The 21007-nt window shown below is 54.4% G+C and carries 22 protein-coding genes and 1 tRNA gene; 11 read left to right on the top strand and 12 right to left on the bottom strand.

All coding sequences use genetic code 11. The features are described 5' to 3' along the window. Positions 1 to 133: 133 nt before the first annotated feature. From BVC71_RS05645 to purC, 7 genes are all read right to left on the bottom strand, one after another. The gene (locus tag BVC71_RS05645) at positions 134 to 3025 is read right to left on the bottom strand and encodes an Rne/Rng family ribonuclease (RefSeq protein WP_086450715.1); all 2892 of its coding nucleotides are present in this window, start codon (positions 3023 to 3025) and stop codon (positions 134 to 136) included. Between the two features lie 432 nt (positions 3026 to 3457). Beyond that, the gene (locus BVC71_RS05650) at positions 3458 to 4069 is read right to left on the bottom strand and encodes a hypothetical protein (RefSeq protein ID WP_133064494.1); all 612 of its coding nucleotides are present in this window, start codon (positions 4067 to 4069) and stop codon (positions 3458 to 3460) included. Positions 4070 to 4134: 65 nt separating this feature from the next. Further along, the gene (locus BVC71_RS05655) at positions 4135 to 5466 is read right to left on the bottom strand and encodes a sigma-54-dependent transcriptional regulator (protein WP_086450592.1); all 1332 of its coding nucleotides are present in this window, start codon (positions 5464 to 5466) and stop codon (positions 4135 to 4137) included. 6 nt (positions 5467 to 5472) lie between these two features. Continuing rightward, entirely contained in the window at positions 5473 to 7233 is a 1761-nt protein-coding gene (locus tag BVC71_RS05660) for a sensor histidine kinase (RefSeq protein ID WP_086450593.1), read from the bottom strand. 35 nt (positions 7234 to 7268) lie between these two features. Continuing rightward, complete coding sequence (gene purQ / locus BVC71_RS05665; RefSeq protein ID WP_086450594.1) at positions 7269 to 7934, bottom strand: phosphoribosylformylglycinamidine synthase subunit PurQ; 666 nt, start codon at positions 7932 to 7934, stop codon at positions 7269 to 7271. Further along, positions 7934 to 8164, bottom strand: a complete 231-nt coding sequence (purS, locus tag BVC71_RS05670; protein ID WP_086450595.1) for a phosphoribosylformylglycinamidine synthase subunit PurS — start codon at positions 8162 to 8164, stop codon at positions 7934 to 7936. Before purS ends, purQ begins: the two co-directional genes overlap by 1 nt. A gap of 13 nt (positions 8165 to 8177) precedes the next feature. Beyond that, positions 8178 to 8939, bottom strand: a complete 762-nt coding sequence (gene purC, locus BVC71_RS05675; RefSeq protein ID WP_086450596.1) for a phosphoribosylaminoimidazolesuccinocarboxamide synthase — start codon at positions 8937 to 8939, stop codon at positions 8178 to 8180. A gap of 179 nt (positions 8940 to 9118) precedes the next feature. Here purC and BVC71_RS05680 point away from each other — a divergent pair, with 179 nt between their 5' ends. From BVC71_RS05680 to BVC71_RS05700, 5 genes are all read left to right on the top strand, one after another. Further along, the gene (locus BVC71_RS05680) at positions 9119 to 9436 is read left to right on the top strand and encodes a DUF1476 domain-containing protein (protein WP_086450597.1); all 318 of its coding nucleotides are present in this window, start codon (positions 9119 to 9121) and stop codon (positions 9434 to 9436) included. 135 nt (positions 9437 to 9571) lie between these two features. After that, positions 9572 to 10579, top strand: coding sequence for a betaine--homocysteine S-methyltransferase (gene bmt / locus BVC71_RS05685; RefSeq protein ID WP_086450716.1), 1008 nt, complete (start codon positions 9572 to 9574; stop codon positions 10577 to 10579). 121 nt (positions 10580 to 10700) lie between these two features. Beyond that, on the top strand, positions 10701 to 11399 hold the full coding sequence (locus tag BVC71_RS05690) for a corrinoid protein (protein WP_086450717.1): 699 nt from the start codon (positions 10701 to 10703) through the stop codon (positions 11397 to 11399). Continuing rightward, complete coding sequence (locus tag BVC71_RS05695) at positions 11392 to 12021, top strand: DUF1638 domain-containing protein (protein ID WP_086450598.1); 630 nt, start codon at positions 11392 to 11394, stop codon at positions 12019 to 12021. Before BVC71_RS05690 ends, BVC71_RS05695 begins: the two co-directional genes overlap by 8 nt. Positions 12022 to 12102: 81 nt before the next feature. After that, positions 12103 to 12588, top strand: a complete 486-nt coding sequence (locus tag BVC71_RS05700; RefSeq protein ID WP_086450599.1) for a heme-degrading domain-containing protein — start codon at positions 12103 to 12105, stop codon at positions 12586 to 12588. Here the strand turns inward: BVC71_RS05700 and BVC71_RS05705 are convergent. Further along, positions 12585 to 12992, bottom strand: a complete 408-nt coding sequence (locus BVC71_RS05705) for a SufE family protein (RefSeq protein ID WP_086450600.1) — start codon at positions 12990 to 12992, stop codon at positions 12585 to 12587. The two genes, BVC71_RS05700 and BVC71_RS05705, sit on opposite strands and share 4 nt — an antisense overlap. A gap of 123 nt (positions 12993 to 13115) precedes the next feature. On the opposite strand from BVC71_RS05705, the gene BVC71_RS05710 reads away from it, so the two are divergent. Further along, positions 13116 to 13583, top strand: coding sequence for a hypothetical protein (locus BVC71_RS05710; protein ID WP_086450601.1), 468 nt, complete (start codon positions 13116 to 13118; stop codon positions 13581 to 13583). A gap of 2 nt (positions 13584 to 13585) precedes the next feature. On the opposite strand, the gene rnd is transcribed toward BVC71_RS05710, so the two are convergent. After that, entirely contained in the window at positions 13586 to 14743 is a 1158-nt protein-coding gene (rnd, locus tag BVC71_RS05715) for a ribonuclease D (protein ID WP_086450602.1), read from the bottom strand. A 179-nt stretch (positions 14744 to 14922) separates the two neighbouring features. Between rnd and BVC71_RS05720 the strand changes: the two genes are divergently transcribed. Then, positions 14923 to 15555, top strand: a complete 633-nt coding sequence (locus BVC71_RS05720; protein WP_086450603.1) for a Hint domain-containing protein — start codon at positions 14923 to 14925, stop codon at positions 15553 to 15555. On the opposite strand, the gene purN is transcribed toward BVC71_RS05720, so the two are convergent. After that, a complete protein-coding gene (gene purN, locus BVC71_RS05725) occupies positions 15552 to 16148 on the bottom strand; it encodes a phosphoribosylglycinamide formyltransferase (RefSeq protein ID WP_086450604.1) in 597 nt (198 codons plus the stop codon). The genes BVC71_RS05720 and purN overlap by 4 nt on opposite strands. Then, positions 16145 to 17188 (bottom strand): phosphoribosylformylglycinamidine cyclo-ligase, encoded by a 1044-nt coding sequence (purM, locus tag BVC71_RS05730; protein ID WP_086450605.1) that lies wholly within the window; start codon positions 17186 to 17188, stop codon positions 16145 to 16147. Before purM ends, purN begins: the two co-directional genes overlap by 4 nt. Before the next feature lie 221 nt (positions 17189 to 17409). Here purM and BVC71_RS05735 point away from each other — a divergent pair, with 221 nt between their 5' ends. Genes BVC71_RS05735 through BVC71_RS05750 form a run of 4 tightly spaced genes read left to right on the top strand, consistent with a single transcriptional unit; the run spans position 17410 to position 20924 of the window. Next, positions 17410 to 18306: a siderophore ABC transporter substrate-binding protein gene (locus BVC71_RS05735; RefSeq protein WP_086450606.1), complete on the top strand. Its 897-nt coding sequence runs from the start codon at positions 17410 to 17412 to the stop codon at positions 18304 to 18306. Further along, a complete protein-coding gene (locus BVC71_RS05740; RefSeq protein ID WP_086450607.1) occupies positions 18303 to 19238 on the top strand; it encodes an ABC transporter permease in 936 nt (311 codons plus the stop codon). Before BVC71_RS05735 ends, BVC71_RS05740 begins: the two co-directional genes overlap by 4 nt. Then, entirely contained in the window at positions 19231 to 20175 is a 945-nt protein-coding gene (locus BVC71_RS05745) for an iron chelate uptake ABC transporter family permease subunit (RefSeq protein WP_240516785.1), read from the top strand. The genes BVC71_RS05740 and BVC71_RS05745 overlap by 8 nt, the downstream gene beginning before the upstream one ends. After that, the gene (locus tag BVC71_RS05750; protein WP_086450608.1) at positions 20172 to 20924 is read left to right on the top strand and encodes an iron ABC transporter ATP-binding protein; all 753 of its coding nucleotides are present in this window, start codon (positions 20172 to 20174) and stop codon (positions 20922 to 20924) included. The genes BVC71_RS05745 and BVC71_RS05750 overlap by 4 nt, the downstream gene beginning before the upstream one ends. A 7-nt stretch (positions 20925 to 20931) precedes the next feature. Here the strand turns inward: BVC71_RS05750 and BVC71_RS05755 are convergent. Beyond that, a tRNA-Asn gene (locus BVC71_RS05755) sits at positions 20932 to 21006 on the bottom strand. Position 21007 lies beyond the last annotated feature (1 nt).

Below are 21007 nucleotides of genomic sequence, written 5' to 3' on the forward strand. Positions count from 1 at the left end.
GTTCCTTTGCTTCGTCTGACTTGAAATAACGCGACATGCGCAAAAGGTCATCCCAAATGACTGTGCCCTGTCGTCACAGTTTGGCGATGGACTGAAAGAAAAGGCCGCCCCGATGGGACGGCCTTTTGTGTCATTAACCTAGCGACCACCAGCCGCGACGCTTTGGCTGTTCTGGCTCTGGTTCAGGTTTCACATGCTCTTCGGCTTCTACTGTTTCTACAGCAGCCTCTTCGGCTTGCGATGGCTCTGGCCCTGCGCCAACCGGTGCGGACGTATCCGACGGAGCCTCGACCGGCTCTGGGCTGGCCACATCCACCGGTTCAGGCTGAACCTCTGGCGCTACCTCTTCGGTTTCTTTCGGCTCTAGCGCTGCTTCTGACACTTCGGCTGCATCACCCTCGACCGTGCCTTCAACAACCTCGGTTGTTTTTGGCTCTGGTTTCTTGCGGGTGCGGGTCCGTTTCGGCTTTGGCGCTTCCTCGGCAGCGGCGGTTTCATCCGTTGCAGCTTCAGTCGGCTTTTCGGCCTCAGGCTCTTTCTTTTTGCGGGTACGGGTCCGCTTTGGCTTTGGCGCTTCGGCCTCTGCCTCTGGCGCGGTCTCTGCCGCTACTTCGCCGTCGACTTCTGGTGCTGGTTCGGCCTTTTTGCGACGCGTGTAGGTGCGTTTTTTCGGCTTCGGCGCTTCTTCGGCCTCAGCTACGCTGTCAGCAGCAGGTGTTTCGTCTGCGGTTTCTTCTGCGGCTGGTTTGTCAGCTACAGCATCACCCTCGGACCCAGCATCGGAATTTTCTTCAGACGCATTTTCCGACGAACCCTCGGTTGCTTCACCTTCACCGTTTGTAGGCTTTTTCCGACGACGACGACGGCGACGGCGCTTTTTAGGCTTTTCGTCTTCGCCCTCTTCGGCCTCGACCTTGTTTTCTTCGTCCTCGGAAACATCCTGATCATCATCATCTTCGATGACGACGCTTGCGACCGAAACAACAGGCGCAGCAGCAGGCACGATACGTGTCGCGGTTTTAAACTTTTCGACTTCGAAATCGGGCGACACTTTGGTCGGGTCGCATTCAATACTGACCGCCATGCCGTAAGTCGATTCAATTTGGGCCACGTGTTCGCGTTTTTGGTTCATCAAGAAGTTCGCGATCGCAATCGGCGCTTTGACCAGCACCTCTTTCGAACGGCCACGAACGCCTTCTTCTTCCAACTGACGCAGGATCGACAGGGCCACGTTGTCATCCGAACGCAGCAGACCCGTTCCATGACAATGCGGACAAGGCTGGGTTGTCGCCTCGATCATGCCGGGGCGTAGACGCTGACGCGACATTTCCATCAGACCAAAGCCGGAAATGCGACCCACCTGAATGCGGGCGCGGTCGGTTTTCAGCTTTTCCTTCATCCGTTTTTCAACGGCTGTGTTGTTCTTGCGCTCGTCCATATCGATAAAGTCGATGACGATCAGACCAGCCAAATCGCGCAGACGCAATTGGCGAGCAACTTCGTCAGCGGCCTCAAGGTTGGTTTTCAGCGCGGTCTGTTCAATCGACCCTTCTTTGGTCGCACGGCCAGAGTTCACGTCAACAGCAACCAATGCTTCGGTCACGCCGATCACGATGTAGCCGCCCGACGGCAGTTGAACCACGGGATTGAACATGCCAGCCAGATAGCCTTCGACCTGATAACGGGCGAATAAAGGCAGCTGGTCGGCGTAGAATTTCACGTTTTTCGAATGGGACGGCATGATCATTTTCATGAAGTCCTTAGCGGTGCGGTAACCGCCCTCGCCTGCAACGATTACTTCTTCGATCTCTTTTGAATACAGATCGCGAATGGTGCGTTTGATCAGATCGCCTTCTTCGTAAATCTTGGCCGGAGCCGCAGATTTAAGCGTCAGTTCACGGATCTGTTCCCACAGCCGTTGCAGATATTCGTAGTCGCGTTTGATTTCGGCTTTGGTCCGCTGGGAACCCGCCGTACGGATGATCAGGCCTGCGCCATCAGGCACATCCATTTCATTTGCGATCTCTTTTAGTTTTTTGCGGTCAGCAGCGTTGGTGATTTTGCGGCTGATGCCACCGCCACGCGCGGTGTTTGGCATCAATACGCAGTAACGCCCAGCTAGCGACAGATAAGTCGTCAGTGCAGCACCCTTGTTGCCGCGCTCTTCTTTGACGACCTGAACCAACAGGACCTGACGGACCTTGATGACCTCTTGGATCTTGTAACGCTTTGGACGCGGTTTGCGTGCTGGACGAACCTCTTCGGCATCGTCATCGTCTGCGACCGATTCAATATCATCATCTTCGTCAGCGTCGTCGTTGCTATCTTCGTCGTCGCTGTCGTCGTTTTCGGACTCATCATCAGACTTGTCGGATGCCTCGGCCACGTCTGCATCAGCGGCTTCGGTCTCAGCAACCTCTTCTTGGGCTACTTCGGCTGTTTCAGCCGCCTCTTCGGACTTTACGTCTTCTGCGACTGGCTCTTCGGCTACTGCCTCGGCAACCGGTGCTTCTGTCACCTCTGCTTCGGGCGCATCAATCTGGACAGCCTCATCGGCATTGTCAGACTGATCATCCTCACCCAGATCGATGGTTTCCATGCCCTTCGGCTCGGCCTCGACCTCTTTGGTGGCGACTGGATCGTTGGATTTTGCAGCAGCCGCTTTGGACCGCGACCGACGACGGCGCGATACCTTCTTTGGCTTTTCTTCTTCCTCTTCCGCGGCCAAGCTTTCGGCATATGCCTTTTCTTCGGCGATCAGCGCTTCGCGATCAGCGACCGGAATTTGGTAGTAATCTGGGTGGATCTCGGAAAACGCCAAGAAACCATGACGATTTCCGCCATAGTCTACGAACGCCGCCTGAAGCGACGGTTCAACGCGCGTTACTTTTGCGAGATAAATATTACCAGCAAGCTGGCGTTTGGATTGGCTCTCAAAGTCAAACTCTTCTACTTTGTTGCCGTCCACCACTACGACGCGGGTTTCTTCCGCGTGAGTGGCATCGATTAGCATCTTCTTTGCCATAGGTTCCATTTGCACACGCAAAACGACCCGCCAGCCCCGGAGGTGCTGTGGTTGCGTTTTGGATGTGTCTGTCGTTGGCGATCGTCATGCGGCAGGCAAAGAGGCCCCTTGGGGCCGTCATTTTGTTGCCTGTGTCCAGCACGCGTTGCATCGCGGTTCTTCCTTAGCGCCAACCCTTTCGGGGGCGCCCGTTACAAGCCCGGCGCGTCCGATAAACTCGCGCTGCCAGGGCAATCCTGTGGCCCAATATCGGGCCCGATCAACTCTGTCGGAGGCCGAGTCGTTTAACCCAAATGCCTGAGACAGTGAAACTTTCCGGAGGTCGGCCGCGCCAATGCGGACGCCATCACGTCCTACTATCTAATCGTGGCTGGGGATAAATTACAATGGATAAGTTTCAGATTGACCAAATGAACCTGAAAATCTGGGCTTTTAAGGTGAAGCAAAAGCGCCAGCGCACATGATGTTATCACCATCACAGTCGAACGCACCAACGGTGCCTTCGGTGCCGAAAACGCCCTCGACATACCCCGATGCGTCATAATCTGCGTCGGTGTATTCTAGGGTGCCGAACAATGTGCCGTTATGGACGTGCCCGTCCATCACGATCTGTCCGTCCGCAGATGCCGCGTCAAAGTTCTGATCATCAAAATCAACGGTGACCGTCATGATTCCATTAACTTCGTTGTATTCCCAGTCGGAGGGCGAAAAGGAGTCATAGGTGCCCGTGACGACATACATGCCATAAATTGCTGTATGTGACATTGTTCCCGACGTCGGGATCGTTCCGACATCCGTGTCGTCCAAAAATCCGGAAACAGCGAACACACCGCGATCACCGGCCATAGTTTCGGGATCTGCCCAGCCATATCCATAGGCGGCTGCGACGGAACCATTATATTCGACAACCTTGGTCTCTGCGATTTCGGTGATGGCAAAACTGCCGTCTGGCTGCATATCCTCGATGTTCCCACCGAAATACAAACGCTCGGACCCAACACAGCCCGCCAAAATCCCAAACGACAAAATCCCGAAAAAACGCATGGCGCCCCACTCAACCTGCATCGCAAACAATTATGGGGCGTTAAACTAAAGGGCGACTATTGATGTCAAAGATAATCCGACCGTTGAAGCCCGTATTTCGCCATTTTTTCGTTCAGCGTACGGCGCGGCAGGCATAGTTCATCCATGACCGATACAATCGACCCTTTGTGGCGGCGCATAGTGTTGTCGATCAACATACGCTCAAATGCCTCAACGAATTCTTTCAGGGGCTTGCCTTCAGTCGTCATGGTGGGCGCATGTTCTTCGGTGTCGGACATCAACAAAGATGCGATCGTACCGGATCCGCGGCGCGACTGCAGTACGGCACGTTCAGCCACATTGATCAGTTGACGCACGTTACCGGGCCAAGGAGCTTGCAACAGCTGCGCGGCCTCTTGTGCGGATACTTTGGGCGCGTCACAGCCATATTCATCCGCGAATTGATCGCTGTAGGATGTGAAAAGCGTTAGAATATCCTCGCCTCGGGCTCTTAAAGGCGGAGCCGTCAGGCGAAGCGCGGCAAGGCGATAGAACAGATCGGCGCGCAATTCGCTTTCGCAGGTTTTGTCCTGCTCTTGAAGATTACAAATTGCAATAATCCGCGTCTCTGACGGAGTGCCTTGTTCATTGATCGCTGTCATCAGGCGCGACTGCTGCGCTGCGGACAAAGATTCAATATCCTCTAGCACAAGCGTTCCGCCGCGGGCTTCTTCCATTGCAGGGATCGGTTCATCATCTTGGGCAGGCCCAAATAAACGGCGGTTCAGGCTGTCCTCATCAAATGCAGAGCAAGACAGGATAACAAAACGTTTCGACGCCCGCGCGCTGACCGCGTGCAGCGCATGAGCGATCAAAGTTTTACCAGTGCCAGTTTCACCTTCGATCAAAACGTGACCATCAGACTGACCCAGATCCAGAATATCTTCGCGCAGTCGCTCCATAACGGGGGACGCGCCGATCAGTTTTTGCATCAACGCGGTGCCGTCGGACAATTCTTTGCGCAAAACGCGGGCATCCAACGTCATCCGACGCGATGCTGTGGCCTTTTTCGCCAATTCGGTCATGCGGTCTGGATTAAACGGTTTTTCCAGAAAATCGAACGCACCGATCCGCATCGCTTCGACGGCCATAGGAACGTCACCATGACCTGTAATCATAATCACAGGGATTGAACTGTCCAATCCCTTGAGTTTTCGCAAAAATTGCATCCCATCCATGCCAGGCATGCGAATGTCACTGATCACAATCCCAGGATAGTCAGGGGTCAGAGCCTTTAACGCATCTTCGGCGCTTGCGAATGTTTCCGTATCAAAGCCAGACAGGGCGAGCCACTGACCGATTGATTGGCGCATGTCCTTTTCGTCATCGACGATGGCGATTTTCATGGCCTTACTCATACTACGTTACTCCGCTGCTTCGACGTCTTCGATATAGATAGGAAGCTGTACATCAAATACAGCCCCCCCATTTGCACCGTTATGTGCGGTGAGGCGACCCCCAAGGTCGTTCACAATGCCTGACGAAATCGCGAGGCCCAGCCCCACTCCTTCGCCCGGCTGTTTGGTGGTGTAGAAAGGTTCAAACAGCGCCTCTAGGTCTTCGATACCGGGGCCGTTGTCGCGCACAATCAGACGCACGGTGTCACCAACAGTCAGCTGAATTTCCACGGCTGGTTCATCGACACCTTTGGTTGCGTCCAATGCGTTGCGCATCAGATTGATCAACACCTGTTCTAACCGCAAACGGTCGCCGTAGATGTATGCTGGCTCTGTCGGGATCGTCTTTGTGATCGCGATCTTGCGGGCCTTCAGCTGCGGTTCCATCATCGACAGTGCGGTGGAAACGGCATCACGCACATCGACCTTTTCGAACGCGTCTTTGCCTTTGCGGGCATAGGATTTCAGCTGTTTTGTGATCGCCCCCATTCGGCCAATCAGGTCATCGATACGCTGGAATGATGATAACGCTTCGTCCACTCGGCGGCGTTGCAACAACAGTTTTGCACCTGCAAGATAGGTGCGCATCGCGGCCAAAGGTTGGTTCAGTTCGTGACTGACAGCTGCCGACATTTCACCCAAAGCCGCCAATTTCGATGATTGCGCCAGCGATTGTTCAGCAACCTCTAGCGTTTTTTCCATCCGCTGACGTTCTGAGATTTCCCTTTGCAAACGGATATTTAGCGCACGCAGTTCAGCCGATTCACGTTGAAACACAACAACGCGCGATGCCGATTTGCGTGACGATACCCAAAAGGCAAGCGCCAGCAATATCGCAAAACCCATGATTTCCAGCGCCAGAACGCCGTTCACCTTTTCCCGCACAGAACTGTAGGTGGTGAAACTGACCATGCGCCAGCCTTGGAACGGAACGCGGGCTTCGCGGCGCATCACCGCCTCGCCTCGCAGATAGGTATCAATGGGCGACACGGCCCAATCGCGGTTGAATGCACTAAAGGCACGATCGATGGCATCGGATGGGGTGAGAGCCGTAAGCGCATCGCCTTCACTCATGCCGCGCCATTGCGGTTCGGTCGTCAATACAATCGTGCCTTCGCTGTCAGTAACGAACACAGCGTCCGAAATACTTGCCCAGCTTCGCTCTAGCTTTTGCAGGTCAACCTCAACCGTGATGACACCCAATAGACCTGTCGCGTCTTCCATCCTGCGTGAATAGACGAAGGCATATCCGCCGGATTCGCCCTGCACTGTGGTGAAAATCGTGGCGTTAGACCGCAGCGCATTAACGTAATACGGGTCCGTGCGGTGGTTTTCGCCCAATCGGTTACGATCCGTTGCGGCGACAGTGCGACCGTCTTTGTCCAACAACATCAAAGACGCAGCGCCGATTTCATCGACGAAAGACAGCAACCGCTGGGTGGACAGCGTATATTCAGCGCCTTGAAGCGCGCGCAGCAATTCAGGATCACGCGCCAGCAACTGCGGCACAATCGAATTGCGCTGAAGTTCGGAAATCAAGTTACCGACATATAGCGTCATCCGCACTTCAGCGCGGTTGCGGGTGCTTTCGGTAAAACGCTCTGTCAGTAGAAGGTTGGTGAAATACACCACCCCGACCGCAATCATTACGAACAAAGTAAAGGCAAGCCGGTTAATCCAGCGCCCTAATTTGATACGATTTACTCGGTTCACGGGGTTATCACGCATGGGGCGATGTTACGCTCGCCCCACGCAATGCTCAATCAGGCGCTGACCAGTTGGTCCAGCAAAGAGCGGAAAAGCGCCTGTCCATCGGTGCCGCCATGATCCGCGTCAACAGCACGTTCTGGGTGTGGCATCATGCCAAGAACGCGGCGGTTGTCCGACAGAACGCCAGCGATATCCGCACGGGCGCCATTTGGGTTGTCTGTGTAGGTAAACGCGATCTGACCTTCGCCCTGCAGACGTGCCAGGGTTTCATCGTCACAGAAATAGTTGCCATCGTGGTGCGCAACGGGGATGTCGATGATCTGACCTTGGGTATAAGCCGAGGTAAACGCGCTATCGGTGGTTTCGACTTTTAGGCCGACCGATTTGCAAACGAATTTCAGACCAGCGTTGCGCATCAGCGCGCCGGGCAGCAGGCGGGTTTCGGTCAGAACCTGAAAACCGTTGCAAACGCCCAAGGCATAACCACCTGCATGAACGTGATCGATCAGGCCTTTGCACACTGGCGATTGCGCTGCAATCGCGCCGCAGCGCAGGTAGTCGCCAAACGAAAAACCGCCCGGAACAGCAACCAGATCAACCTTCGGTAGTTCGGCGTCTTTGTGCCAAACGACGGTGACGTCTGCGCCGGCTTGTTCCAGTGCAACCGCCATGTCGCGGTCGCAGTTGGAACCCGGAAATTGAAGAACCGCCGCCTTCATTACGACAGCTCCACCGTGTAGCTTTCGATAACCGTGTTCGCGAGCAGCTTTTCGCACATCTCTTTAACAGTCTCTTCGGACGTGCCTTCGGCAAGGTCCAGTTCGATCACTTTACCCTGACGCACACCTTCGACACCGTCGAAACCGATCGCGCCCAAAGCATGGCGAACAGCTTCGCCCTGTGGGTCCAGAACGCCATTTTTCAGCATGACATGCACACGAGCTTTCATCGGGTGTATCCTTTTAGTTGATCAAGGTAGGTTTGTTTGGGTGGGTCACGTTCGAAGGCAGAACGCCCAAACGTTTCGCAACTTCGGTATAGGCGTCGGTCAGGTTGCCCAGATCGCGACGGAATACGTCTTTGTCCAGTTTCTGGCCAGTTTCGATATCCCACAGGCGGCAGCTGTCTGGGCTGATCTCGTCCGCAACAACCAGACGCTGGAAATCGTTTTCCCAGACGCGGCCAATTTCGATTTTGAAATCGATCAAACGGATGCCGACGCCGTGCATGACGCCCGAAAGGAAATCATTGACGCGCAGCGCCATCGAAACGATTTCGTCCAGTTCCTGCTGAGTAGCCCAGCCGAATGCCGCAATGTATTCTTCGGGCACCAGTGGATCGCCAAGCGAGTCGTCTTTGTACGAAAATTCAACGATCGGACGCGGCAGTTGCATGCCCTCTTCCAATCCCAGACGTTTCGCCATGGAACCCGCCGCATAGTTACGAACGATGACTTCCAAAGGAACGATTTCCACCTGACGGCACAGCTGTTCGCGCATGTTCAGGCGTTTGATAAAGTGGGTCGGAATGCCAACAGCCTGAAGGCCAGTCATAAAGAATTCGGACAGGCGGTTGTTCAACACGCCTTTACCTTCGATCACGGCCTTTTTTTCGGCATTGAATGCGGTCGCATCATCTTTGAAATACTGAACGATGGTGCCAGGTTCGGGACCTTCGTAGATGATCTTTGCTTTGCCTTCGTAGATTTTGTTGCGACGCGCCATGCGGGAATCCCTATGATTGCCGCAGTGACGCGGCGTGAGTCTTGGCCCCGCGTATAGGGCAAGCCCCCAAAAGCTGCAAGAATATGACGTCAATTAGATACGCAAATGGCCTGTCACCTTGGCACAAACTGTAGCGGCACCCATATCAATGGCATAACCACCCCTGATCCGAGGCTATCATGACCACCTTCGACGACCGCGAAAACGCCTTTGAAACCAAATTTGCCCATGATGCCGAATTGCAATTCAAAGCCGAGGCTCGGCGGAACAAATTGATCGGCCTATGGGCGGCAAACCTGTTGGGAAAAACAGGAACAGATGCAGACGACTATGCCAAAGACGTCGTCAAAGCCGATTTTGAAGAGGTAGGCGATGAAGACGTCTATCGCAAACTGGCGTCTGACCTGGACGGAAAGGTTGACGAACAAACAATCCGGTCGAAAATGTCAGAGTTGCTAAAAGAAACCAAAATGCAAATTGCCGCCCAAAGCCAATAAAACGTCGCTTTTGATCCACGGTGCGGCGGGTCCATCCGATTACCGGCCATGGCATAAGGCTATAAGGATTTAAAATAGTGAACACCCCGTGTAATGCGGGGCAAAATATGATTCTTGGCTTCTATGGGGTCCAACATGACAAACGCCCTTTCCAAACTTCTTGAAACGCGCGACTGGCTGCTGGCCGATGGCGCGACGGGGACGAATTTGTTCAACATGGGCCTTAGCTCGGGTGATGCGCCCGAACTGTGGAACGTGGATGAACCAGAAAAGATCAAAGCGCTATATTCTGGCGCAATTGATGCTGGTTCGGACCTGTTTCTGACCAACACCTTTGGCGGCAACGCATCGCGCCTGAAACTGCACGACGCCCAAAGCCGCGTTCGCGAACTGAACCGCGCAGGCGCTGAATTGGGCCGCGAATTGGCGGACAAAGCGGGCCGCCCAGTGATCGTCGCAGGCTCTGTCGGGCCAACGGGTGAAATCATGGCGCCAATGGGCAGCCTGACCCACGAACTGGCAGTTGAGATGTTCCACGAACAGGCCGAAGGCCTGAAAGAAGGCGGCGTAGACCTTTTGTGGGTCGAAACCATTTCCGCCTCAGAAGAATACAAAGCTGCAGCCGAGGCCGCGAAACTGGCTGGTATGCCATGGGCTGGCACCATGTCGTTCGACACGGCAGGCCGAACCATGATGGGCATCACGAGTGCAGATCTGGCGAAACTGGTCGGCAAACTGGATCACCAACCACTGGCGTTCGGCGCAAACTGCGGTGTTGGCGCGTCCGACCTGCTGCGCACCGTTTTGGGCTTTGCCGCGACAGGCACCGAAACCCCGATCATCGCCAAAGGTAACGCAGGCATCCCCAAATACCACGACGGCCACATCCACTATGACGGCACCCCTGAACTGATGGGCGACTATGCCGTTCTGGCCCGCGATTGCGGCGCGACCATCATCGGTGGCTGCTGTGGCACCACGCCAGAACATCTGGCCGCTATGAAAGAGGCGCTGGAAACCCGTCCACGCGGCGACCGTCCGTCGCTGGATGAAATCGCCGAAAAACTGGGTGGGTTTTCGTCCCAGTCCGACGGCACCGATGACAGCGGACCCGAACGCCGCAAATCCCGCCGCCGCGGATAAAAAACGACGCGCGACAATACGCCCGTCGTTTCCGGCACAACCAAAGTCGCAATCGGTTCAGACCGATTGCCGCTTTGGCCGCATCTAGAATAAAACAACGATGTGCATGAAAGCGATTGCCATGTCTGAAGATGATGATCTGATCCTGTCCGACCTGAACGACGAAGAGCTTGTCGAACAAATGTTCGACGACCTTTACGATGGTCTGAAAGAAGAAATCGAAGAAGGCGTTAACATCCTTCTTGAACGCGGTTGGGCCCCCTACCGCATCCTGACCGAAGCCTTGGTTGGCGGCATGACCATCGTCGGCAAAGATTTCCGCGACGGTATCCTGTTCGTGCCAGAGGTTCTGCTGGCGGCAAACGCGATGAAGGGCGGCATGGCTATCCTGAAACCGCTGCTGGCTGAAACCGGCGCGCCGCGCGTTGGCAAAATGGTCATCGGCACCGTTAAAGGCGACATTCACGACATCGGCAAAAACCTTGTTTCCATGATGATGGAAGGCGCAGGTTTCGAAGTTGTCGATCTGGGCATCAACAACGCGGTCGAAGCATACCTAGAAGCGCTCGAAGCTGAAAAGCCAGACATCCTAGGCATGTCCGCTCTGCTGACCACCACCATGCCTTATATGAAAACTGTCATCGACACGATGGTCGAACAAGGTATCCGCGATGACTATGTCGTTCTGGTTGGCGGCGCCCCACTGAACGAAGAATTCGGTCGCGCGATCGGCGCTGACGCCTATTGCCGTGACGCAGCTGTTGCTGTGGAAACCGCGAAAACCTTTGTCACGCGTCGTCACAACCAAATGAATGCCTGATCTTAACGATCAGTCGCTAACGATTGACGGCCTCGCTCCGAATGGGCGGGGCCGTGTTTTAATTATCGCCTGCGGGGCTTTGGCCCATGAGATTTTGGCGATCAAACGCATGAATGGTCTGGATCACCTAGACTTACAATGCCTGCCCGCGATCCTGCACAACCACCCCGAACGCATCACCGACGCCGTGCGGGATGCTGTTGAAAAACACCGCGCTGATTACGACCGCGTATTTGTGGCCTATGCCGATTGCGGCACAGGCGGATTGCTGGAAATGGCCTGCGCTGACATGGGCGTGGGCATGATCCGTGGCCCGCATTGCTATGCCTTTTTCGACGGCGTGGACCAGTTTGAATCCCGCGGCGAAGTCACCGCGTTTTTCCTGACCGATTTTTTAGCGCGTCAGTTTGATGCCTTTGTCTGGAAACCTTTGGGGTTGGATAAACACCCCGAGCTGTTATCCCTGTATTTCGGCAATTACGACAAACTGGTCTATCTGGCCCAAATCGACGATCCCGAGCTGGACGATCTAGCCCGCAAACACGCGGATCGGATGGGGCTGGCCTATGAACGCCGGTTCACGGGCTATGGCGAATTGGAAACGGCGATCAAACACGCATGACGCGTTTTGAAACGAAATGCCATCCACCCATTGTAGTTGCAATTCAACCGTCTAACGTGGCGCCGTTACGGAGGAGCCATAATGTCCAGTGAACTGATTTCTGCCATTACGAACCAAGAAAAGCGTCTGGTTTTGGATGCTTTTGACGAAAACATCGCCTTTGAATTGGGCTGTGCATTGCGGGCCCGCGCCGCCGCTATGAAAGCCCCCGTCAGCATCGAAATTCGCTCTGCTTCGCGGCGCTATTTCTTTGCCACGCTGCCTGGCGCGACGCCAGAAAATCAGGACTGGGGCCGCCGCAAGATCAACACGGTCCTACGCACCTACAAATCATCCATGCGCGCCGGTCTGGAATATAACGCCGAAGGCCGCGAACAATGGCCCGACGTCGGCCTGCGCTACGAAGATTTCGTCATCCACGGCGGAGGGTTTCCGATCTTCGTGAAAAATGCCGGCTTTGTTGCGGCGATTGGCATTTCCGGTCTGCCGTCGATCGAAGACCACGAAATTTCGACCGCAACACTGGCCGAATGGATCGGGATCACATTGGATCCCCTACCCCGTTAAGCTGCAGCGGCGGTCTGACGAATGCGTTCGATCATCGCACGCACGCCGTTGGATCGCTGCGCCGAGAGATGTTCGTTCAGGCCCAATCGGCCCAGTTCTGCATGGGCGTCAATCTTGTTCACCTCGGCCACGGGGACGCCAGAATACAGCGCGTGCAGCACAGCAATCAGGCCGCGGACGATCATCGCATCGCTATCACCTTTGAACGTGAACACACCGCCGTCAGTGTTAGGCACCAACCACACCTGACTTGCACAGCCGTCAACTTTGGTTGCGGGAACCTTGAACGCATCGTCCAGTGGCGGCATTGCTTTGCCCATGTCAATCACGTGACGATAACGGTCTTCCCAATCGTCCAGAAAATCAAAGGTGTCTGCGATTTCTTCAAAGGCGTCGGTGGCCATGGCTCGGTCCCTTCTTTGTCTTACCTTTGGACTTAGGGTGCTATGGCCAAAACGTCCAGAGGATGCTTTCCAACAGGATCAGTTTCGTCTACCAATTTTGCAAATGACGAAAAGAGGTACGACATGTTGCGGCAAATCGGTTTGGCAGCTTGCGTTTTAATCACCATCTCGGGCTGCGCCCGCATTTCGCAATCGCGCCTTAACCCGTTGAACTGGTTCGGTCCGGCCGAACCTGCCGCAGTCGCGACCGAAGAAACGGTCATCCGACCATTGATCCCCCAAAATCGTGCGATTGTCTTTGTTGACGAACGCGTTCCTGCAGATCAGGTTACTAGCCTTGCGATCGAACGTACAAACGACGGTGCCATTATTCGTGCAACCGCGCTGGTAACTGGACAGCCCTACAACGCAGAGCTGGTTTTGCTAGGTCTAGAAAACGGCACAGCGACATATGCATTCGTGACAGAACGCGGCGCATCAACTGGCCAGCAGTCCGTCACAGTCGCAAAATCCATAGACACCGCTGAACTGGCCCAAATCCGCCGCGTTGTGGTTCAGGGGCAGAACGGGTCGCTTCAAACGACCCGCTGATCTTACAATTTGATTGTGATGACGTCGTTGCCTTTGGTCGCAAGGGCAATTTTACCTGCGCACAGCTCTAACGCTTCTTCGCCAAAAACCTCGCGACGCCAACCAGTTAGAGCCTTTACATCACGTTCACCTGCCGCGATTGCGTCCAGATCAGCAGATGTTGCAATCAATTTCTGCGCAACGCCTTCGGTTTCTGCTTTGGCCTTTAGCAGTACGCGCAAAAGATCGGCCAATGCTGGATTAACCTGTAGTTTTTCACGCGTCTGATCGGGCTTGGGCGCGTCTTCGGGTTTGACAGCCAGACCGGTTTTAATCGCGGTCAGAATACCGTCAGCAATTTCGCCCTTGCGTGCCTCGCGCAGCAGCAGTCGAGACCGGTTCAAATCTTTTTCTGATTCAGGTTTGGTCGATGCCAACTCTACCAGCGCGTCGTCTTTGAAAACGCGACTACGTGGAATGTTGCGCGATTGGGCGTATCCTTCGCGGAAACGAGCCAGCTCGCGCACAATGGCCAGAAAACGGCCAGAACTGGTGCGGGTTTTCACGCGTTTCCACGCATCGTCGGGGTGCGATACATAGGTTTGTGGATCGTTTAGCACGGCCATTTCTTCGGAAACCCAACGGGCGCGGCCCGATTTCGCCAAACGCTTGGACAAAACTTCGTAAATATCGCGCAGATGCGTTACATCAGCGACCGCGTATTTCATTTGCGCATCCGTTAGCGGACGGCGCGACCAATCGGTGAAACGCGACGATTTATCCAGCGATGCATTGGCAATTTTACGCACCAGCGTTTCATAGCCAACCTGTTCGCCATAGCCGCAGACCATAGCGGCGACCTGAGTATCAAACAAAGGCGTCGGAATAAAACCAGCATCAACGAAAAAGATTTCCAGATCCTGACGCGCGGCATGGAATACTTTGACCACGGTGGTGTTCCGGAACAGGTCATACATCGGTTCAAGAGACAGACCTTCGACCAACGGATCGACCAAAACAGCGTCCTCGCCTAGGTCATCCTGATAGGCCATCTGGATCAGGCAAAGTTTCGAATAATATGTGCGTTCACGCAAAAATTCGGTGTCGACGGTCACATATGGGCGTTTTGCTGCTTCTTCGCAAAAGGCGGCCAACGCCTCGGTCGTTGTGATGGTCTTCATTTACTGCGGTATCTCTCGATCTTTTCACAGGTTGTGTAGATGAAATCGGACCGATTGGAAAGATCACGACAGCATTTCAACCAAAAGCAGATTTAAAAACTAACATGGGTGAGTAAATTGACGATTATTAAACCTATAAGGGAGGAACAATGCATTACTCATGGTGGAAGGAGTAATCAATGCCCAATGGAACTGACAACGGACTACACAAAGGACACGACAAAAACGGCAACGCCTACGGTTATGGCAAAAACAAGACAGAATTTCCTTGCTTCGCTGTTGGGACTGCGGTTTTGACACCGACGGGGCAGATCCCCATAGAAAATTTAACGATAGGCGATTTGGTCCAAACCATGGATCACGGCGCCAAACCCGTCCGCTGGATCGGAAAAAGCATCGTGGATGCGACCGGACGACTGGCTCCGGTGATTATCCCAAAGGGGGCGATTGATAATGAGCGCGATCTGATCGTTTCGCCGCAGCACAGGATCCTCGTCTCGACAACATCAGCGACATTATACTTAGGGGAACCGCAAGTCTTAGTTCCTGCGATCTCGATGGTTGGATGGATGGGAATTCATCAAAAACCGATGGCCGAAATTACCTATGTCCACGTGATGTTTGATCAACACGAAGTCATCTTTACCGAAGGCGCAGCAACCGAAAGTTTGCTAATCGGCCCCCAGTCCCGTCTTGATTTACCGACAGAGGCACTGGACGAAATTTTCGAAATCTTTCCAGACCTCATAGAAAAGGCGCACATCCCTGCGCGCCCTTGTGTTCCCAACCGTCTAGCCAGAGCCCTGCTTTAGCCAAGACGCAACATAGAGCGGTCACCCGCAGCATAGCGGCGCAGCACAGCCGGGTACAATTTATGTTCCCATGCCAGTAGCCGCGCGGCCAATGTTTCAGCAGTGTCTTCTGCCTCTACCGCGATGACAGCTTGACCTAAAATCGGCCCACCGTCCAATTCTGCGGTCACTTCGTGTACGGAACAGCCATGTTCAGCGTCGCCTGCGTCCAGCGCACGTTGATGCGTGTGCAAGCCTTTGTATTTCGGCAAAAGCGACGGGTGAATGTTCAACATCTGACCACCCCACCGTTTGGTAAAGGTTTCGGTCAGAATACGCATAAAGCCAGCACAACAGATGATATCAGGCTGCGCCAGTTCCAAAACGCGGGTCAGCTCTGCCTCGAACGCTTCGCGGTCTTTACCGAACGGTTTGTGATCGACCACGGCGGTCTCAACGCCCAGATCGACGGCTTTTTTCAAACCGCCCGCATCCGGCACGTTCGACACGACCAGTACGGGTTCACACGGATGGTCGCCGGACTGCATATCCTGAACCAGCGAGACCATGTTGGACCCGCCGCCAGAAATCAGGATTGCGACGCGTTTCGTCACAGAAGCTTGCCCGAATAACGCACGCCTTCGCCTGCGGTAATGGTGCCGATGCGCGATACGGTTTCGCCCTGTTCGGCCAGCAACGCAGCCAGATCATCAGCGCGGTCTGCCGCGACCACGACGATCATGCCCAGGCCAGAGTTGAAGGTTTTCAGCAGTTCCGATTCCGCCATGTCAGCGGTTTCAGCCAACCAACGGAATACTGCAGGCAGTTCCCAAGCCGACAGATCGATGTCTGCGCCCAAACCTTCGGGCAGGACGCGAGGCAGGTTTTCGGTCAGACCGCCACCAGTGATGTGTGCCAGCGCGTGAACGCCGCCCGCACGTACCGCAGCCAGCGCCTGTTTCACGTACAAACGGGTTGGTGCCAGCAATTCAGCACCCAATGTGCCGTCAGCGAATGGCGCTTTGTCGTCCCACGACAGGCCAGACATTTCGACAACTTTGCGCACGAAAGAATAGCCGTTCGAATGCACGCCGTTCGATCCCAGACCCAACAGAACATCGCCTTCGGACACGCCGGCGGGCAGATCCGCACCGCGTTCCATTGCACCGACCGAGAAACCAGCCAGATCGAAATCGCCGCCTTCGTACATGCCAGGCATTTCAGCGGTTTCACCGCCGATTAATGCACAACCGCTGTCTTCGCAGCCTTTAGCGATGCCGTTGATGATACGGGTCGCCGCATCGACGTCCAGTTTGCCCGTGGCAAAGTAGTCTAGGAAAAACAGAGGTTCCGCGCCTTGGCACACCAGATCGTTGACGCACATCGCCACCAGGTCGATGCCCACGGTATCAACATTGCCAGTATCAATCGCGATACGCAGTTTGGTGCCAACGCCATCGGTCGCCGCAACAAGGATCGGATCGTTGTAGCCTGCGCCTTTCAGATCGAACAACGCGCCAAAGCCGCCCAAGCCAGCCATAACACCAGAACGTGCCGTGCGTTTCGCCGCAGGCTTGATCCGTTCAACAAGCGTATTGCCAGCATCGATATCTACGCCAGCATCGGCATATGTCAGACCGTTCTTGTTTGTCATGGTAACCCTCTGTCTAGATTGCCGCTGCGATAGCGCAATAATGCGCGATGGGCAACGCCAAAGGGCAGAAATGCAGTTCTGTGCATTTGCGCAAAGGCGCTCTCGGAAAATTTACCAACTATTTTTATCAACATTGGGTGGCTATCCTGAATTACCTGACGTAATTGGTAGGTTAATAGCCAACGCAAGTAGCCAGAAAATTAGGAAATCAGGAAAGTCTAATGACCCGTCATTTCACAATCTCTGCAGCGATCATCGCAATGGCTGCGCCCGCATTCGCCGAAACAGTGTCGATTGAAACCGCTCTTGGCGCTGTTGAATTGGAATCTCAGCCAGAAACCATCGCAGTTCTGGACATTGCACAGCTGGATATTCTGGACGCATTGGGCGTATCGGGCCTGAATGCGCCTGACAAAACTTATTTCCCTCACCTTGCGGAATATGGCGCTGGTTTGGGCACATTGCATGAACCAGATTACGAAGCAATCAACGCGCTCGCGCCTGATCTGGTTGTCGCGGCAAACCGTTCGTCGTCAAAGGTCGAAGACCTGTCCAAATTGGCGACAACCATCGATATGACAATGCGCGGTTATAATCTGATCGACTACACCCGTACGCGGATCACCGACTATGGCACCCTATTCGGCCTAGAAGATAAAGCCGCCGAACTGGTTGCGACCCTAGAGGCTGAACTATCCGAAACCCAAGAGCTGACCGAAGGTCGCGGCAATGCGCTGATTGTAATGACCAACGGCGGAAAAATCTCTGCCTACGGCGCCGAGGGCCGTTTTGGCTGGCTGCACAATGAACTGGGTCTGGCCCCAGTGATCGAAGACATCGAAACCGTCACCCACGGCGAAGCGATTTCCTTTGAATTCATCGCAGAGACCAACCCAGACTGGATTCTGGTTCTGGACCGCGCAGCAGCCATCGGCCAAGAGGGCGAATCCGCAGCCGCGACATTGAACAACTCATTGGTCGCAGGCACCACCGCGGGCCAAAATGGTCAAATCGTTTACCTGCCTTCCGCCGAAGTTTACGTTGCGGGCGGCGGTTATACATCGACCATCAAACTGCTTGACGCTGTTCAGGCAGCATTTGGCGGCACCAATTCGTGACCCGAAACACAGCCATAGCATTATCGACGCTAGCTGCGTTGACCATCGTAAGCGTGCTTACGGGGGTCGCGTCGCTGTCGGCTGACAATCTGTGGCTGTTGTACCTTAGCCGCCTGCCCCGCACCGCTGCCACTATTTTAGCTGGCGCGGGGTTGGCTGTTGCGGGCGTGATTATGCAAATGCTCGCCCGCAACCGTTTCGTTGAACCATCAACTGCTGGTACGGGCGAATCTGCCGCGCTGGGGTTGGTGGCCATCACAATATTAGCCCCTGGATTGCCGATTTGGATACTAATGGGCGCAGCGACGACCAGCGCATTAGTCGGCACCGCAATTTTCCTGCAAATCGTCCGCCGGCTGCCGCGACAGGACCCGTTGATGGTGCCACTATCGGGCATCGTGTTCGGCGGCATCATTGGGGCATTTACCACCTTCATCGCCTATGAACGCGATCTACTGCAATACATCGGCATCTGGATGGGCGGCGAATTTTCGGGCGTCATCTTGGGCCGTTATGAATACTTATGGATCGGCGGAGCCATGGCGATCATCGCCTATTTCTACGCGGATCGATTCACCATTGCCGGAATGGGCGACAGCGCGTCCCATTCGCTGGGGCTGAATTATCGCCAAGTCATGCGGCTGGGGCTGGCTTTGGTTTCTGTGATCTCGGCAATCACCGTTGTGACCGTGGGCATGATCCCTTTTGTCGGTTTGGTTGTCCCGAATATTGTTGCGCGCATCTATGGCGAAAACCTGCGACGCACCCTGCCTGTTGTCGCGATTTTCGGCGCATGCCTTGTTTTGTTTTGTGACATTGTCGCGCGATTGATCCGATATCCGTTCGAAATTCCCGTCGGCACCGTGCTGGGAGTACTGGGGGCAATCCTGTTCCTGTATCTACTGCATACAAAGGCCCGCGCCCGTGCGTAATACGATCCTGATTTCAACCCTAATCGCGGGATTTGTTCTGTCATGTGTTCTGTTCATGACCATCGGCGCACGAGGCAATTGGGATTTCATACTGGCCTTTCGCGGCGGCAAATTGTTGACCATGATGACGATTGCGATTGCGATCGGGCAGTCCACGATCATTTTCCAAACCCTGAGCGGAAATCGCATTTTGACCCCATCAATCATGGGCTTTGATGCGCTTTACCTTATGATCCAAAGCGTGCTTGTCCTGACGATCGGCAGTTTGGCCTATGCATCAATGGGATCATTCCTGAAATTTGCCGCGGAAACGCTGGTCATGACGGGGGCAGCGCTGATTTTGTTTCGTGTGGTATTGCGTGATGCCAGCGACATTAGCCGAATGATCCTAACTGGTCTGATCCTAGGCGTCATGTTTCGCAGCCTAACCTCTATGGTGAACCGCATCATCGATCCGAATGAATTTTCGATCATTCAGCAAGTTAGCTTTGCCCAGTTCAACGCGATGAACGAGGACCTAACATTGGTTGCTATGGTCATTACGCTGGCCTGTACGCTGTGGTTATGGAGCCGCCATCGCGAATTGGACGTCATCGCATTGGGCCGCGACTACGCGATCAATCTGGGCATTGATCATGACCGCAGCACAAGGCAGTTGCTAATTGTAGTGGCCCTATTGGTATCCGTATCTACGGCACTGGTCGGCCCCATCGTGTTCTTCGGCCTGTTGGTATCTGCGGTAACGTACCAAATTGCGGGCACGTGGCGACACGCGGTGCTGATACCCGTGGCGGCCCTACTATCGGCAATTATCCTTATCTTTAGCCAAACCATTTTTGAACGCGTTCTTAACCTATCGGCCAGCGTTTCTGTCGTGATCGAAGGTCTGGGCGGTTTGGTGTTTCTTTACCTGATTTTGAAAAGGCGACGCACATGATTACCGTTCGCAATTTGTCGGTCACATTGGACCGCACCCCGATCCTACATGATGTCGATACGACGGTACCTGCGGGCCAGATGACCGCGCTAGTCGGTCCGAACGGTGCGGGCAAATCCACCCTTTTGGCAGCAATTGGCCGATTGACCGCAGCCGACGCAGGCACAATCGAAATCGGGGATAAAAACATTTCCGACTTTGCGCCACGTGATCTGGCCTTGCGACTGGCGATTATGCGCCAAGATACCCACGTCGCGCCACGACTGACCGTTCGGGATCTGGTCGGGTTTGGGCGGTACCCGCACAGCCACGGTCGGATGACACAGCAGGATCACAATATCGTCGATGACATTATCGCGCGAATGGAGCTGACCGAATTTACCGACCGTTTTCTGGACACGCTATCGGGTGGCCAACGGCAACGTGCGCTGATCGCAATGACGCTGGCACAAGGCACCGACATCGTTCTGCTAGACGAACCACTGAACAACCTTGACCTGGTCCACGCCCGCCGCGTTATGAAAATTGCACGCGAAGAAGTCGAAAAGGGTAAAACCGTTATTCTAGTCCTGCACGATCTGACAGTGGCAGGCAGCTATGCCGATCACGTGATTGCCATGAAAAACGGTACTGTAGCAGCCCAAGGGCCGGTCGATGACGTGATTAATGAACCAGTCCTCACAGACCTATACGATACACCTGTTCAGGTGATCGACGCCAATGGTCACAAGATCGTTGTAACAGTCTGAGGAAAATTGGCTCCGGCGGTAGGGATCGAACCTACGACCAATTGATTAACAGTCAACTGCTCTACCGCTGAGCTACGCCGGAA

It is taken from the genome of Marivivens niveibacter (assembly GCF_002150005.2).
Taxonomy (GTDB): Bacteria; Pseudomonadota; Alphaproteobacteria; order Rhodobacterales; family Rhodobacteraceae; genus Marivivens; species Marivivens niveibacter.